Genomic DNA, 15658 nt, shown 5'->3' with positions numbered 1-15658 from the left:
CGCAAGATTATTATGGAAAAAAGAGTGTATGTATTATGATCCGCGGACAAGATCTATCGAGCAGCGGACACACCATCGGGAGCATTGACGATCTATTTATGGAAACTCTCGTGCAAAAACAGTGGAACTCCTTCCCGGATAACTCCATGACGGAACTGCCGCAGGATGTTTACTTTCGCTCTTATGTCCTGGAAGCCAATCATCATGTTCCACAGCATTCACACTCTTTTATGCAGTTTCATTTCGCCCGCAAAGGCAGTATGCGTATTGATGTTGCCGGCAAGTGCTGGATAATCCCGGCGCATTATGGCATCTGGATCCCGAATAATACGGAGCATGCGGTTTGGGCATTGGATGATGTGTATTTAGAGAATCTGGATATTAAACCGAGCTTTCTTGAAGAGAGCATCAATGAATGTAAAGTGGTGGCTATCAGTGATTTCGCCAGAGAGTTTATTCATTACGCCACGAATTTAATTTCGGGCCATTATGATAGCCAGTCAAAAGAGGGCAAGCTGGTTAGCGTCCTGGTCGACATTATTCTGCAGCTTCCGGAAGTCGCTTTTGTATTACCCTGGCCGCAGGATCGCGAATTAACCAAAGTTTGCCGAACAATACAAGAATCCCCGGCGCTGGAGCATTCGGTTGAATACTGGGCGCAGCATCTGGGTATGTCTGCCCGTACCTTTTCACGCCATTTCAAAAAAGAAACCGGATTGCCTTTCAGCGTCTGGAAGCAAAAAATGCGTATTCTGGAATCCGTATTAATGCTGAAGAAAAATAAAAGCGTGACCGCCGTGGCGCTCGACGTAGGGTATTCAAGCACCGCGGCATTTAGCTACGCATTCCGCCAGGCGTTTGGCGTGCCGCCATCTAATTACTGATTAACGACGCTGATGCCAGTAAGCCGCTGCGCGAACAAGTTGCTGATAGAACGCCTCGCTTTCAAAGCGAGCACTCAGGTTTTTGACCACCTTACCTTCGCCGGTAATCCAGATGTAGTAATCATCTGCAGGTACGCTTAGCTGCGATAAGTGTTCATTCACCGCCTGTTCGTCATGGCCGATAAACCACTGAATAGTAAATCCGTCGAGATGAGCAAAATAGTCCTGGTACGCGGCATCCTGCACACTTACCAGCGCCGTGACGTTCGGACGTACCGCTAAACGGCTGAGCGACTCCAGGCGTCGGCGCAGCGCAGGCATTCCCGATTCATCACACACGTAAACCTGATACGCGTAGTCTTCTGGCACCACCAAAGAACCGCGCGGTCCGCCTACCGTCAGCTTGTCACCCTCGCGGGCATTCATCGCCCACGTACTTGCCACGCCACCGTCATGAATATAGAAATCCAGTGCCAGCTCATGGCGTGCTTCGTCATACAACGGCGTGTAATCACGGGATATCGGACGCACGCCGTCAGCCCAGACAATACCTTCATCGGTGACAACCGGCGGCACAAAGTGGCTGCCCGGTTCAGGGAAAAAGACCTTGGTATGGTCATCAAAGCCGTGTGAGCTAAAACCATCCAGAGCGTCACCGCCCAGTACAATGCGCTGAAATCCCGCGCTAATACGTTCGACGCGCAGGACAGTAAGTTCCCGAAAACGCAGTTCATTGCGAACGCGCTGCGGGTAGCGTGAGGTGTTTTTTGTCATTTTTTCGCCTTCGGAAAGATAATACGATATATCTAAATTAATTTTTAAATGATAATGATTGCTAATCAGCAAGATTGCAAGCACTTTTTTGATATAGTCGACTTCTGATTAACTGACTAACGCACGCCTTTAAAAAAGATAAAAATCACCAAGTTAAATAAAAAAAATTTTATATCCTTGCACCAAAACAATATTTAGATATAAATTAGATATATCTAAAACACATCAGGAGACGATGATGCAAAACCATCATGAAGGTTGCTGCAAGCATACAGAGCACCAACACGAAGGCTGCTGCAAGGGTGAAGGACATCACCACGAAGGCCGCCACAACGAACACCATGCAGGTTGCTGCAAAGGTGAAGAACATCGCCATGAAGGCTGCAACAAAGAACATCACCACGAACAGGGTTGTGGACACCGCCACGGTCGCGGCGGCGGTCGTCGCCAGCGCTTCTTCGGTCACGGAGAATTACGCCTGGTCATTCTGGATATCCTGACCCGCGACGCCAGCCACGGCTATGAGCTGATTAAAGCGATTGAAACCCTGACTCAGGGCAACTATACCCCGAGCCCGGGCGTCGTCTATCCGACGCTGGATTTCTTGCAGGATCAAGAGCTGATCACTATCAGCGACGAGGAAGGCGGGCGTAAACAGATTGCGATCACAACCCAGGGCCAGCAGTGGCTGGATGAAAACCGTGAGCATCTGGAACATATCCACGAACGTATTAAAGCCCGCTGCGTGGGTTTTGAATTACGCAAGAACCCGCAGATGAAACGCGCGCTGGAGAACTTCAAAACCGTGCTGGACCTACGGGTCAATCATGGTGATACCAGCGATGCGCAGATCAAAAAAATCATCGGTATTATCGATCGCGCTGCGCTGGATATTACTCAACTGGATTAATCTACAGAGCAGGCGGAACGCGGTCACCCTGCGTTCCGCCTTTATCGTTAATATTAATGCAGCACCGTAACCGCATCTTCCAGACGACCAGCGCGATGTTTCACCATCGCGGAAATCTGGGCGCTCTCTTCAACCAGTTCGGCGTTTTTCTGCGTAATGTTGCTTAATTCATTCACTGCGCGAGTCAGGCTCGAAAGACCATCTGACTGTTCCAGCGTTGAGTGACTGATTTGGGCGATCAACTGCGTCACGTTTTGCACCTGCGCCACAATATCATCCATCGTGCGCCCTGCGGCGTGAACCTGGTCAGATCCGGACTGCACCTTATCGGCGCTGGCATCAATCAGCTTGCGGATATCATTGGCTGCACTGGCGCTGCGGCTGGCAAGATGACGCACTTCTCCCGCCACCACGGCGAACCCTTTCCCCTGCTCACCCGCCCGTGCGGCTTCAACAGCGGCGTTCAGGGCCAGAATATTAGTCTGGAAAGCAATATCGTTAATCAGCGTGGTAATGGTGCCGATCCGCTGGGTGCTGTTGGCGATATCGTCCATAGTTTTGATGACGGTATCCATCGCCTCGCCGCCGTGCGTCGCCGCGCTGCTGGCTGCAATGGAGAGCTTGTCGGCCGCGGCGGCGGTCTCTGAGTTTTGCTTCACCGATGCCGCCATCTGATTCATGGTGGTCACCGTTTCCTGCACGTTCTCTACGGTCTGCTGCGTATGCTTGTTTAAATCATCGCTGCCTTTCGCCAGCGTTTCGCTGTCGCTGCGCACACAGCTCACCTGACTGGAGACATCATGGATGAGCCAACGGCACATTAGCCCCAGTTGCCCAACCGCTCGCAGCATCAGGCCCAGTTCATCACTGCGGTTAAGATGCGACACGCTGTTTCGTTCACCGGTCGCCACTTTTAGCGCCTGACGAGCGACATTCTCAATAGGACGCACAATCTGCCATTCGAAAATAGCCGTTCCCAGCATCATCACCAGCGCGCTTATCAGCAGTAACGGCCATTCGGCGCCCATTTGCTGCAATGCGGCCGCCAGTACGATAAACATAATTGCCATTACGCTGCGCACTCGCCAGCGAATCGGCAGCGCCGGGAGTTTACCCAGCCAGCCTTTGCGTACCACCAGTCCTTTATGGATACGTCGGTTGCAACGCCCTTCATTCAGCGCTTTATATAAAGGCTCTACCGCCGCAATCTCCTCGTCAGTGGCCCGGGTACGAATCGACATATATCCGGTGACACGACCTTCCCGTACCATCGGCACCGCATTGGCCCTTACCCAGTAGTGATCGCCATTCTTACGCCGGTTTTTCACAATCCCGCTCCATGGCTCGCCCTGTTTCAGGGTGTACCACATATCCGCAAACGCCGCTTTTGGCATATCCGGATGACGAACCAGATTGTGCGGCTTATCAAGCAATTCATTCAGTTGATAGCCACTGACCTGGACAAAAGTATCGTTCGCGTGGGTGATATAGCTTTGTAAATCGGTGGTCGACATGAGGGTGATATCATCATCCAGCGGTGTATTTTGCTGACTAACGTAGGGATGAGAAGACATGATTGCGTCCTGTGCAGGTTATCTGGTTGTTAACTCTTTCGGCTTATGTTATTTCGGCGATAATTTTTTTATCTTTAGTTGTTAAATTTGATTTAGATCGCAATTTGCGATTAAACCTCAAAATCTGTACGCATTCTAATCCATTGATTTAAAATACTTTCATTCAGTAACTATTCAACTGCACTTCTACCAACGCACCGTCACAGTGCAAATATTGCTCACTTTTAGCGCAGAAAAGTGCTTTTCCGATCTGTTTTCGCGGTCTTAACCTGGGCAAAATGCCAGCAAATGTTAAACATCAGCATTAAATGTTGCGTGAATGAGATGTTTCCTGGTGTTTATCCCGATTTTTGCTAAGCGCGCCGGAATGGCGCAATCACTGCAATACTTAAATCAGTATCATGTGATACGCGAGCTCCGGGAGCATATTTTGAACAGGTTACCTTCCAGCGCATCGGCCCTGGCCTGCAGCGCACACGCACTGAATCTCATCGAAAAGCGCACGCTTGATCATGAGGAAATGAAATCATTAAACCGAGAGGTGATTGAATACTTCAAGGAGCATGTCAATCCGGGGTTCTTAGAGTATCGAAAATCTGTAACTGCAGGCGGGGATTACGGAGCCGTAGAGTGGCAAGCGGGAAGCCTGAATACGCTTGTCGACACCCAGGGGCAGGAGTTCGTCGATTGCCTGGGTGGATTTGGAATTTTCAACGTGGGGCACCGTAATCCAGTCGTGGTTTCCGCCGTACAGAATCAACTCGCGAAACAACCTCTGCACAGCCAGGAGTTACTTGACCCTCTGCGGGCCATGCTGGCAAAAACCCTCGCCGCGCTGGCGCCAGGTAAACTGAAATACAGTTTTTTCTGTAACAGCGGGACCGAGTCGGTTGAAGCCGCTCTGAAGCTGGCGAAAGCGTATCAATCGCCGCGCGGTAAATTTACGTTCATTGCCACCAGCGGCGCATTCCACGGCAAATCATTGGGAGCACTGTCCGCCACGGCTAAATCAACCTTCCGCAAACCCTTTATGCCGCTGCTGCCAGGTTTCCGCCATGTACCGTTTGGCGATATTAACGCGATGCGCACCATGCTCAGCGAGTGTAAAAAGACTGGTGACGACGTCGCAGCCGTGATCCTCGAACCTATCCAGGGTGAAGGGGGCGTGATCCTGCCACCGCAAGGGTATTTGCCCGCCGTGCGTAAACTTTGCGATGAGTTTGGCGCGCTGATGATCCTTGATGAAGTGCAGACCGGCATGGGTCGTACCGGCAAAATGTTCGCCTGCGAGCACGAAAACGTGCAGCCCGACATTATGTGTCTGGCCAAAGCGCTGGGCGGCGGCGTGATGCCAATTGGCGCAACCATTGCCACCGAAGAGGTGTTTTCCGTCCTGTTCGACAATCCCTTCTTGCATACCACCACGTTTGGCGGCAACCCGCTCGCTTGTGCGGCTGCGTTAGCCACCATTAACGTCCTGCTGGAGCAAAATTTACCGGCTCAGGCGGAGCAGAAAGGCGATATGTTGCTGGATGGTTTCCGCCAGCTTGCGCGGGAGTACCCAGACCTGGTGCATGATGTACGCGGTAAAGGCATGCTGATGGCAATTGAGTTTGTCGATAATGAAATCGGCTACAACTTTGCCAGTGAGATGTTCCGCCAGCGGGTACTGGTTGCCGGCACGCTAAACAATGCAAAGACGATCCGTATCGAACCGCCGTTAACGTTAACGATCGAGCAATGCGATCTGGTATTGCGATCGACGCGCAAAGCCCTGGCAGCATTACGGGTGAGCGTGGAGCAGGTGTAATACAGGTCGGATGGCGCTGCGCATCTCAGGCTTACGGGATCAAATGTAGGTTGGATAAAAGCGTAGCGGCCATCCGGCAATTAGCACAACTTAAACAATCCGCACACCCGCAGGCATAAGGCGTTCTGGCGTCAGCAGCACGCTTTCGCTGCCATCGTCCGTCTCAGCGCAGAGCAACATGCATTCTGACGTTTCCCCGCGCATTTTGGCCTTTTGCAGATTACACAGCACCACCACCGTTTTCCCCATCAATTCCTCTTCGCTGTAATAAGGCACCAGGCTGGTCACGGTTTGCAGCGTACGCTCTCCCACATCCACCTGCACGATATACAGCTTATCAGCATTGTCATGGCGCTTTACCTGTGCGATTTTTCCAACACGTATTTCCATTCGGGCAAAATCAGCAAATGCGACGGTATCCATTGTGTTCTCCTTTGGTAAAATTTTACTAAATACTAGCAAATTATTTTCTTGGCATGGTTCTCAAAAGCGGGAAAATGACGTAGTCATCACACTCTGAAAGCCCAGTTTTACCCCAGGCATGTCAATTAAACGTACTTTTTTTACTGAAAACAGATGAATAGATAAGCACTTCATTTACAATGCGCAGGTAACTCAGGGAAAAGGCAAACATGGCAACACTTAAAGACATCGCAATCGAAGCTGGCGTGTCCCTGGCGACAGTGTCCCGGGTTTTAAATGATGACCCCACGCTGAATGTAAAAGAAGAGACCAAGCATCGCATTCTGGAGATCGCGGAAAAACTGGAGTACAAAACCAGCAGTGCTCGTAAAAACCAGACCAGCGCGCTCGGCCCCCAGCATATTCTGGCGCTCTACAGCTACCAGCAGGATTTGGAAATCAACGATCCTTACTATCTCGCGATCCGTCACGGAATAGAAACCCAGTGTGAGAAGCTGGGGATCGAACTGACCAACTGCTATGAGCACAGTGGGCTGCCGGAGAGCAAAAACATTACCGGCATTCTTATTGTCGGCAAGCCTTCTCCGGCTTTGCGTAATGCGGCAACAGCGCTTACTGACAACATCTGCTTTATCGATTTCCATGAACCCGGCAGCGAATATGACGCCGTCGATATCGATCTGGCCCGCATCAGTAAAGAGAGCATCGACTACTTCATCGCCCAGGGCGTCACTCGCATTGGCTTCATCGGCGGTGAAGACGAACCCGGCAAGGCAGATATCCGTGAAGCCGCGTTTGTCGAATACGGTCGTCTGCAGCAGGTCGTTTCTGAACAGGACATCTATCGCGGCGGTTTCTCCAGTTCATCAGGGTATGAACTGGCCAAAAAAATGCTGGCGAAAGCCGACTATCCCGGTGCCCTGTTTGTGGCTTCAGACTCGATTGCTATTGGCGTTCTGCGCGCCATTCACGAGCGTGGCCTGAACATTCCGCAGGACATTTCGCTAATTAGCGTTAATGATATCCCGACAGCGCGCTTCACCTTTCCTCCGCTTTCCACCGTTCGCATCCATTCAGAAATGATGGGCAGTCAGGGCGTCAACCTGCTGTTTGAGAAAGCCCGCGATGGGCGTGCGCTTCCTCTGCTGGTTTTTGTTCCCAGCAAGCTGAAACTGCGCGGCACCACCCGCTAAAATCCCCAGTAAACACGCCCGGTTTCTTCTGATGCCGGGCCCGCATTGTCATGCATTATTTTCTGCGCCCCCATTATTTTCGTGATCCAGTTAAAGTAAATCACCTTACTCGCTATATTTTAGTAAAACTTTTACTAAAATCACCATCAATTACACTTACTCACCATTACAATGAATGGTTCCGATTTTTCTCCACCGGGAGGCCTTATGAATCGCTGGGAAAACATTCAGCTCACCCACGAAAATCGACTGGCGCCACGCGCATATTTTTTCTCTTATGACTCCGTTGCGCAGGCTCGCTCGTTTGCCCGCGAAACCAGCAGCCTCTTTCAGTTGCTAAGCGGTCAGTGGAATTTTCAGTTCTTTGAGCATCCGCTGCAGGTGCCGGAAATCTTTACGTCGCAGTTGATGAATGACTGGAGCAGCATCACCGTCCCAGGCATGTGGCAGATGGAAGGACACGGCAAACTGCAGTATACCGACGAAGGTTTTCCTTTCCCGATTGATGTCCCCTACGTTCCGACCAATAACCCCACCGGAGCCTACCAGCGCATTTTCTCCCTCAGCGAAGGCTGGCAGGGCAAACAAACGCTGATTAAATTTGATGGCGTAGAAACCTACTTCGAAGTTTACGTGAATGGTCAGTACGTCGGTTTCAGCAAAGGCAGCCGCCTGACGGCTGAATTTGATATCAGCGCGGTGGTGAAGACCGGTGACAACCTGCTGTGCGTTCGCGTAATGCAATGGGCTGATTCCACTTACGTTGAAGACCAGGACATGTGGTGGTCGGCGGGAATTTTCCGCGACGTCTATCTGGTAGGCAAAGAGGCGACCCATATTCAGGATTTTACCGTTCGCACCGAGTTCGATGATGACTATCGCGACGCCACCCTCACCTGCGACATTGCGCTGGAAAACCTGGCTGCCACGCCAGCGATGGCGTCGCTCGAATACACCTTGTTTGACGGTGAGCAGGCGCTGCATAGCGGCGTGATTAACAATCTGGCAGTGGATCAACACACCCGCACCGCTTTTAATTTCAAGGTTAGCGCGCCGCAGCAGTGGTCAGCGGAATCGCCGTATCTTTATCATCTGGTGATGACGCTGAAAGATGCCAACGGCAATCTCCTTGAGGTCGTGCCACAGCGGGTCGGATTCCGCGATATCAAAGTTCGCGACGGTCTGTTTTACATCAATAACCGCTACGTGATGCTGCATGGCGTTAACCGCCACGACAACGATCATCTAAAAGGCCGTGCGGTTGGCATGGATCGCGTTGAAAAAGATCTGCTGTTAATGAAGCAGCACAACATCAATTCCGTGCGTACCGCCCATTACCCGAACGATCCGCGCTTCTATGAATTGTGCGATATCTACGGTCTGTTCGTGATGGCCGAAACCGACGTTGAATCTCACGGCTTCGCCAATATCGGCGATATCAGCCGGATAACCGACGATCCGCTGTGGGAAAACGTCTACGTTGAGCGCATCGTGCGCCACATCCATGCACAAAAAAACCACCCGTCGATCGTCATCTGGTCGCTCGGCAACGAATCCGGATACGGCTGTAACATCCGCGCCATGTATCACGCCGCGAAAGCGCTGGATGACACGCGTCTGATCCATTACGAAGAAGACCGTGACGCCGAAGTGGTGGATATCATCTCCACCATGTACACCCGTGTGCCGCTGATGAATGAGTTTGGCGAATATCCACATCCTAAGCCGCGCATCATCTGCGAATATGCTCACGCCATGGGCAACGGTCCCGGCGGGTTGACGGAATATCAGAACGTCTTTTATCAGCATGACTGCATTCAGGGACACTATGTCTGGGAGTGGTGCGATCACGGGATTCAGGCCAAAGATGACGACGGCAACGTCTGGTACAAATATGGCGGCGACTACGGCGACTATCCGAACAACTACAACTTCTGCCTTGATGGCCTGATTTATTCCGATCAAACCCCGGGGCCGGGTCTGCAGGAGTACAAGCAGGTGATTGCGCCAGTAAAAGTACGCGCACAGGATCTGGCTCGCGGCGAGCTACGGGTAGAAAACAAACTGTGGTTTACCACGCTTGACGACTACACCTTGCATATTGAGGTTCGCGCCGAGGGAGATACGCTTTCTGCTCAGCAGATAAAACTGCGCGACGTCCCTCCTAACAGCGATACTCTCGTGCAATGCACACTGCCGGAGCTGGATGCGCGCGAAGCGTTCCTCAACGTCATCGTGACGAAAGATTCCCGCACGTTATACAGCGAATCCGGGCACCACATCGCGACTTATCAGTTCCCGCTGAAGGCCAGAACGGCGGCTGCCGTACCGTTTAGCCTGAAAAACGCTACCCCTCTGACGCTGGAAGACAGCCGTCAGAGCTGCACCATACGCGGTTATAACTTCCATCTGACCTTCTCAAAACTGAACGGTAAGCCCATTAGCTGGACCGTTAACGGTGAGGAGCTGATTACCCGCGAGCCGAAGATTAATTTCTTCAAACCAACCATTGATAACCACAAACAAGAGTTCGAAGGCCTTTGGCAACCAAATCATTTACAGATTATGCAGGAACATCTGCGCGATTTTGCCATTGAGCAAACCGATGACGCGCTGTTGATAACCAGCCAGACGATTATCGCCCCGCCGGTATTTGATTTCGGTATGCGCTGTACCTACCGCTGGCGGATTGCCGCAGACGGTCAGTTGAACGTGGAGCTTTCCGGCCAGCCTTACGGCGAGTACCGGGACATTATTCCGTGCATCGGCTTCACGATGGGCATCAACGGCGATTTGGGGCAGGTGGCGTATTACGGACGTGGTCCCGGTGAAAACTATGCCGATAGCCAGCAGGCCAACATCATCGATATCTGGCGCAGCAGCGTGGATGAGATGTTCGAAAACTATCCGTTCCCGCAAAACAACGGCAATCGTCAGGACGTGCGCTGGGCAACGCTAACCAACCGCCACGGCAACGGTCTGCTGGTGGTTCCGCAGCGCCCTGTCAACCTGAGCGCCTGGCGCTATACGTCAGAAAATATCTTTGCCGCACAGCACTGTAATGCGCTGCAGCGCAGCGATGACATCACCCTGAATCTGGACCACCAGGTGCTGGGCTTAGGCTCCAACTCGTGGGGAAGCGAGGTGCTTGATTCCTGGCGCGTCTGGTTCCGTTCGTTCAGCTACGGCTTCACGTTGTTGCCGGTTTCCGGTAGCGAATCTAGCGCTCAAACCGCCGCCAGCCGCGTCTTTGGTACCGGGTTCTTTTCCACGAATTTGCACAGTGAGAATACAAAATGAGGATCATCGACAACTTAGCGCAGTTCCAACAAATTTACGCATCCGGGAAGAAGTGGCAGCGCTGCGTCGAAGCGATTGAAAATATTGATAATATTCAACCAGGCGTCGCCCACTCTATCGGTGATTCCCTGAGCTATCGCGTGGAGACAGACTCCGCGACCGATGCACTGTTTACCGGTTATCGTCGTTATTTTGAAATCCATTACTACCTGCAAGGACAGCAAAAAATAGAGTATGCCGCCAAAGAGGATCTCCAGGTGGTTGAATATTATCGCGATGAAACCGATCGCGAATATCTGAAAGGCTGTGGAAAAACCGTAGAAGTGCGCGAAGGACAAATGGTTATTTGTGACAACCATGAAGCCTATCGTTTTATTTGTAATAACGCAGTGAAAAAAGTCGTACTCAAAGTCACCATCGAAGATGGTTATTTTCATAATAAATAAAAACACAGGCGGCGCCGACGTTGCGCCGCCAGTACCCTATAATAATCAGGAATCGGAGATGTGCTATGTCTGATACCAAACGTAATACCATCGGCAAGTTCGGCTTACTTTCACTCACCTTTGCCGCGGTTTATAGTTTTAATAACGTTATCAACAATAATATTGAGCTGGGTCTGGCATCCGCACCGATGTTTTTCCTCGCGACGATCTTCTACTTTATTCCGTTCTGCTTAATCATCGCTGAATTTGTTTCGCTGAATAAAAACTCCGAAGCCGGTGTCTATGCATGGGTGAAAAGTTCGCTGGGCGGACGTTGGGCATTTATTACCGCCTATACCTATTGGTTCGTTAACCTGTTCTTTTTTACCTCGCTGTTACCCCGTGTTATCGCCTACGCCTCATATGCTTTTTTAGGCTACGAATACATTCTGACGCCGTTCGCAACCACTGTGTTAAGTATGGTGCTGTTTGCCTTCTCCACCTGGGTTTCGACCAACGGCGCAAAAATGTTAGGACCAATTACTTCGGTCACCTCCACATTGATGCTGCTGCTGACCCTGTCCTACATCCTGCTGGCGGGTACTGCGCTGGTTGGCGGCGTACAGCCTGCTGACCCTATCACCGTAGACGCAATGATCCCGAATTTTAACTGGGCCTTCCTCGGTATCACCACCTGGATCTTTATGGCGGCAGGCGGTGCGGAGTCGGTGGCAGTGTACGTCAACGACGTCAAGGGCGGGTCCAAATCGTTCGTGAAGGTTATTATCATTGCCGGGATTTTTATTGGCGTGCTCTATTCCATCTCCTCGGTACTGATCAACGTCTTCGTGAGCAGCAAAGAGCTGAAATTTACCGGTGGTTCGGTACAGGTATTCCACGGCCTGGCGGCATACTTTGGCCTGCCGGAACTGATCGTTAACCGCTTTGTCGGCCTGGTCTCCTTTACCGCGATGTTCGGCTCTCTGCTGATGTGGACCGCAACGCCGGTGAAAATTTTCTTCTCTGAAATTCCGGCGGGAATTTTCGGTAAAAAAACCGTCGAACTGAATGAAAACGGCGTTCCGGCCCGCGCAGCCTGGATTCAGTTCCTGATTGTTATCCCGCTGATGATTATCCCAACGCTCGGCTCCAATACCGTGCAGGATTTAATGAACACCATCATCAACATGACCGCCGCCGCATCGATGCTGCCGCCGCTGTTTATTATGCTGGCTTACCTGAATCTGCGCGCAAAACTGGACCACTTACCGCGCGACTTCCGTATGGGTTCGCAAAAAACCGGCATTATTGTGGTATCGATGCTGATTGTCCTTTTCACCATCGGGTTTATTGCCTCGACCTTCCCGACCGGCGGTAACATCATGACCATTATTTTCTATAACGTCGGGGGGATTGTTATTTTTCTCGGTTTTGCCTGGTGGAAATACAGTAAATACATCAAAGGGCTAACCAAAGAAGAAAAAGCTATTGAGGCGGCTCCCGCGTCAGATATTAATTAAAATATCAATAACGATTAGAGCTGTCTGTTTTCTTGCTCACCTGAAATACAATGTGAAATTAAATATACAGACTTGCAGGGCATTTATTGCCCTGCTCTTCTGTTGTGTACTTTCATTATTTGTAGCAAAGATTCGTCCACCAGCGGCCGCAACGTGTGAATCGCCCCCCTGCCAGAAGGAGGTTTAGCAACCCAGGACGCTCTGCGGCATTTATTCAACCCCCAGATGCCGCCACAGTTTGTCCAGCGGCATTGTCGCCAGCGCCACACACTCATCGGCGGCGCCATACCAGACGTGCAGCGTCTCATCGCGGATCAGCGCCCCACAGGTGAACACCACATTGCCGAAGAAGCCTTCGCGCTCGTAGGGCGCATCTGGCTCCAGCAACGGCACCGGTGATTTCGCCAGAATTTGGGTCGGATCGTTGAGATCCAGCAGCAGCGCGCCGAGGCAGTAGCGCTGATCGGCATCCACACCGTGGTAGATCTCCAGCCAGCCGCGATCGGTTTTTAATACCGGCGCGCCGCCGCCTGATTTACGGCAGTCCCAGGCATCGCCGGACCGTCCCAGCAGGTGGCGATGGTTGCCCCAGTGCAACATATCCGGCGACTCGCAGATCCAGATTTCCGCATGACCGAAGTGGCACGGGGCCGGACGGGTCAGGGCGTGATATTTACCGGCGATCTTTTCCGGGAAAAAGCAGACGTCGCGGTTGTCCGGGCAGAGGATCAACCCTTTTTTCTCCACCGTGACAAAATCTTTGGTCACCGCCAACGCGGTAGAGATCCCCAGCGACGACACCGCCGAGTAGTTGATGTACGCGGTATCATCGATGCGGGTGATCCGCGCATCTTCGCAGCCGAACTCTTCATATTGCGTATCGGCGATGATAAACGGCTGGCTGTCAATCCGGAAGTTCACCCCGTCGCGACTGCGCGCCAGACGCAGATGCGACATGGAGGTCAGCCACACCTGCGCCGGATCGCTTTTCAGCACGATCACCCGCGGATCGCTGAAATCATAGCGCTCATCGCGACGATCGAAACTTGCGGTGGCCTGTACCCAGCCCGCATCGGTTTTTTCCAACAGCGGTACGACACGCTGCTGCGGGTCGGAATTGATCACGCTTTCCGCCACCCGCAGCAGCAGAACGATCTCTCCGTCACACTCCGTTACGCCAGCATTGAAAACACAATCGACCTTCCTGCCGGGCAGTGAAGGCGTCACGTCCGCCGGGGTAATCAACGGGTTTTTACTGTGCCTGTCCATGTACTCTCCTTTTGATCAAACATTGATTCTTGCCAATCCATTGCGCGTCCTCCCCGTACAGCACTTCAGCCTCAATCTCCTGCCACGGATTGCGAACGGGCGCACCAAAGTTGATGGCGACCCAGACCTGCTCCGCCGCCGTCGAACGGGTAAACCAGACGCATTCGTCAGTGAGGTCGAGCGAGTCCTGCTGTCCCTGATGCAGCGCCGCAACGCGGTGGCGCAGGGCGATCAGCCGTCGGTACTGATGCCAGAACGATGTCTCATCCTGCTGCTGGCGCTCCGCGTTAATCAGGGCGATATCGCCGCCGACGGGCATCCACGGCACGACGGAGGAAAATCCGCCAAAGGGGGCGTCGCGCTAGGGCAGCGGCGCACGCGAACCATCCCGCGAATGTTCAATAGCCAGCGCCAGTGCCTGCTGTGGGCTGCTGCCTGCGGCAAGGGCGGTGCGGTAATGGGTTTTTCCCTGAATATCAAAAAGCTGCTCTGCCGTTTGCGGACGGTAGTCGGTCACCCCCAGCTCTTCTCCCTGGAAGATAAACGGCACGCCGCTCACCGTTAGCTGAAGCGCCAACACCGCCAGCGCCCGCCCGGTATCGCGCTCGTTTTCGCCAAAGCGGCTGAGCATCCGCGACATATCATGGCTGGAGAAAAACAGCGTCGGTAAACCCGACTGCGCAGCCAGCGTGGTTTTTAACTGGCTGAAAAGACGGGAAACATCAAAGTTTTTCTGGCTACCGATATTGAAATTAAACACCACGTCCATCAGCTGCGGGCTTTGATAGCGGCTGAGCACGTCAGGGTCTTCGCTGCCGATTTCGCCAATCAGGAAATAGTCACCCTGCGCCCGAACATGGGCACACAGCCGTTGCAGCGTCTCCGGGAGTCGCGGCTGATTAACGTCAAATTCATGGCGCTGCTCGCCGTTCTCTTCCGGGTTATCAGGCCCAATGCCGTCGGTAGTAAGAAAGTTGATGACGTCAAAGCGAAAGCCGTCCACCCCCTGCGTAACCCAGAAATCCACTACCCGGTAAATTTCCTGTTCCACCGCGGGGTTGGCCCAGTTGAGATCCACCTGGCCGGGCGCGAATTTATGGTAATAAAATTCACCGGTGTCAGGCTCAGCGGTCCACGCGCTGCCGGAAAAGAAAGAACGCCAGTTATTCGGCTGGCGGCGAAAAAGGAAATAATCACGATAGCGGCTGTCCGGATTATTCCACGCATCGCAAAACCAGGGATGTTCTGAGGAGACGTGATTGACCACCAGATCGATAATCACCCGAATGCCTCTGGCGTGGCAGCCGTCAACCACCCGGCGAAAATCGTCGAGAGTGCCGAAACGGGCGTCAACGGCGCAGTAATCGCTGATATCGTAGCCGTTATCCACCAGCGGAGAGGGATAAAACGGCGTGATCCACACCGCGCCGATGCCCAGCGCCTGCAAATAATCCAGCCGGGAAATCAGGCCCGGAAAATCGCCCAGCCCGTCGTTATTGCCGTCGCAAAACGAAGGCAGATAAATTTGATAACAGGTACACGCCTGCCACCACGGTTGCTTTTTCACCGTCACGTT

At 52.4% G+C, this 15658-nt stretch carries 11 protein-coding genes and 1 pseudogene; 7 read left to right on the top strand and 5 right to left on the bottom strand.

The window, feature by feature from the left end:
* Positions 1-35: 35 nt before the first annotated feature.
* A complete protein-coding gene (locus HV237_RS03090; protein ID WP_047358672.1) occupies positions 36-884 on the top strand; it encodes a helix-turn-helix transcriptional regulator in 849 nt (282 codons plus the stop codon).
* On the opposite strand, the gene HV237_RS03085 is transcribed toward HV237_RS03090, so the two are convergent.
* Positions 885-1658 carry a siderophore-interacting protein gene (locus HV237_RS03085; RefSeq protein WP_181541671.1) on the bottom strand — a complete coding sequence of 258 codons (774 nt, stop codon included), beginning with the start codon at positions 1656-1658 and terminating at the stop codon, positions 885-887.
* A gap of 235 nt (positions 1659-1893) precedes the next feature.
* Between HV237_RS03085 and HV237_RS03080 the strand changes: the two genes are divergently transcribed.
* Positions 1894-2568, top strand: coding sequence for a PadR family transcriptional regulator (locus HV237_RS03080; RefSeq protein WP_167593145.1), 675 nt, complete (start codon positions 1894-1896; stop codon positions 2566-2568).
* 53 nt (positions 2569-2621) lie between these two features.
* Here the strand turns inward: HV237_RS03080 and HV237_RS03075 are convergent, their stop codons facing one another.
* On the bottom strand, positions 2622-4142 hold the full coding sequence (locus HV237_RS03075; protein WP_016154592.1) for a PAS domain-containing methyl-accepting chemotaxis protein: 1521 nt from the start codon (positions 4140-4142) through the stop codon (positions 2622-2624).
* A 430-nt stretch (positions 4143-4572) separates the two neighbouring features.
* Here HV237_RS03075 and ygjG point away from each other — a divergent pair, with 430 nt between their 5' ends.
* Complete coding sequence (ygjG, locus tag HV237_RS03070) at positions 4573-5952, top strand: putrescine aminotransferase (protein WP_049259762.1); 1380 nt, start codon at positions 4573-4575, stop codon at positions 5950-5952.
* 90 nt (positions 5953-6042) lie between these two features.
* On the opposite strand, the gene HV237_RS03065 is transcribed toward ygjG, so the two are convergent.
* Complete coding sequence (locus HV237_RS03065; RefSeq protein ID WP_016157522.1) at positions 6043-6375, bottom strand: tRNA-binding protein; 333 nt, start codon at positions 6373-6375, stop codon at positions 6043-6045.
* 209 nt (positions 6376-6584) lie between these two features.
* Here HV237_RS03065 and ebgR point away from each other — a divergent pair, with 209 nt between their 5' ends.
* The 4 genes from ebgR (at position 6585) to HV237_RS03045 (ending at position 12813) form a co-directional block, all read left to right on the top strand.
* Positions 6585-7568, top strand: a complete 984-nt coding sequence (gene ebgR, locus HV237_RS03060) for a transcriptional regulator EbgR (RefSeq protein ID WP_019077746.1) — start codon at positions 6585-6587, stop codon at positions 7566-7568.
* 207 nt (positions 7569-7775) lie between these two features.
* The gene (gene ebgA, locus HV237_RS03055; RefSeq protein WP_047358668.1) at positions 7776-10868 is read left to right on the top strand and encodes a beta-galactosidase subunit alpha; all 3093 of its coding nucleotides are present in this window, start codon (positions 7776-7778) and stop codon (positions 10866-10868) included.
* Positions 10865-11314, top strand: a complete 450-nt coding sequence (locus HV237_RS03050; protein WP_047358669.1) for a beta-galactosidase subunit beta — start codon at positions 10865-10867, stop codon at positions 11312-11314. The genes ebgA and HV237_RS03050 overlap by 4 nt, the downstream gene beginning before the upstream one ends.
* A 65-nt stretch (positions 11315-11379) precedes the next feature.
* On the top strand, positions 11380-12813 hold the full coding sequence (locus tag HV237_RS03045; RefSeq protein ID WP_016154598.1) for an amino acid permease: 1434 nt from the start codon (positions 11380-11382) through the stop codon (positions 12811-12813).
* Positions 12814-13023: 210 nt separating this feature from the next.
* Here HV237_RS03045 and HV237_RS03040 read toward each other — a convergent pair whose 3' ends face one another.
* Positions 13024-14082 carry a glycoside hydrolase family 130 protein gene (locus tag HV237_RS03040; RefSeq protein WP_047358957.1) on the bottom strand — a complete coding sequence of 353 codons (1059 nt, stop codon included), beginning with the start codon at positions 14080-14082 and terminating at the stop codon, positions 13024-13026.
* Positions 14066-15649: pseudogene (locus tag HV237_RS03035) on the bottom strand (alpha-glucosidase). Before HV237_RS03035 ends, HV237_RS03040 begins: the two are co-directional and overlap by 17 nt.
* Between the last annotated feature and the right edge of the window lie 9 nt (positions 15650-15658).

Source organism: Citrobacter sp. RHBSTW-00570 (assembly GCF_013739755.1).
In the GTDB taxonomy this organism is placed as follows: Bacteria; Pseudomonadota; Gammaproteobacteria; order Enterobacterales; family Enterobacteriaceae; genus Citrobacter; species Citrobacter braakii.
This window is presented reverse-complemented; position numbering and strand designations above follow the sequence as displayed.

Bases quoted from the DNA above. Each gene is read 5' to 3' on its own strand.
- HV237_RS03090 (WP_047358672.1), top strand. From the start codon at position 36: ATGATCCGCGGACAAGATCTATCGAGCAGCGGACACACCATCGGGAGC.
- HV237_RS03085 (WP_181541671.1), bottom strand. From the start codon at position 1,658: ATGACAAAAAACACCTCACGCTACCCGCAGCGCGTTCGCAATGAACTG.
- HV237_RS03080 (WP_167593145.1), top strand. From the start codon at position 1,894: ATGATGCAAAACCATCATGAAGGTTGCTGCAAGCATACAGAGCACCAA.
- HV237_RS03075 (WP_016154592.1), bottom strand. From the start codon at position 4,142: ATGTCTTCTCATCCCTACGTTAGTCAGCAAAATACACCGCTGGATGAT.
- HV237_RS03065 (WP_016157522.1), bottom strand. From the start codon at position 6,375: ATGGATACCGTCGCATTTGCTGATTTTGCCCGAATGGAAATACGTGTT.
- ebgR (WP_019077746.1), top strand. From the start codon at position 6,585: ATGGCAACACTTAAAGACATCGCAATCGAAGCTGGCGTGTCCCTGGCG.
- ebgA (WP_047358668.1), top strand. From the start codon at position 7,776: ATGAATCGCTGGGAAAACATTCAGCTCACCCACGAAAATCGACTGGCG.
- HV237_RS03050 (WP_047358669.1), top strand. From the start codon at position 10,865: ATGAGGATCATCGACAACTTAGCGCAGTTCCAACAAATTTACGCATCC.
- HV237_RS03045 (WP_016154598.1), top strand. From the start codon at position 11,380: ATGTCTGATACCAAACGTAATACCATCGGCAAGTTCGGCTTACTTTCA.
- HV237_RS03040 (WP_047358957.1), bottom strand. From the start codon at position 14,082: ATGGACAGGCACAGTAAAAACCCGTTGATTACCCCGGCGGACGTGACG.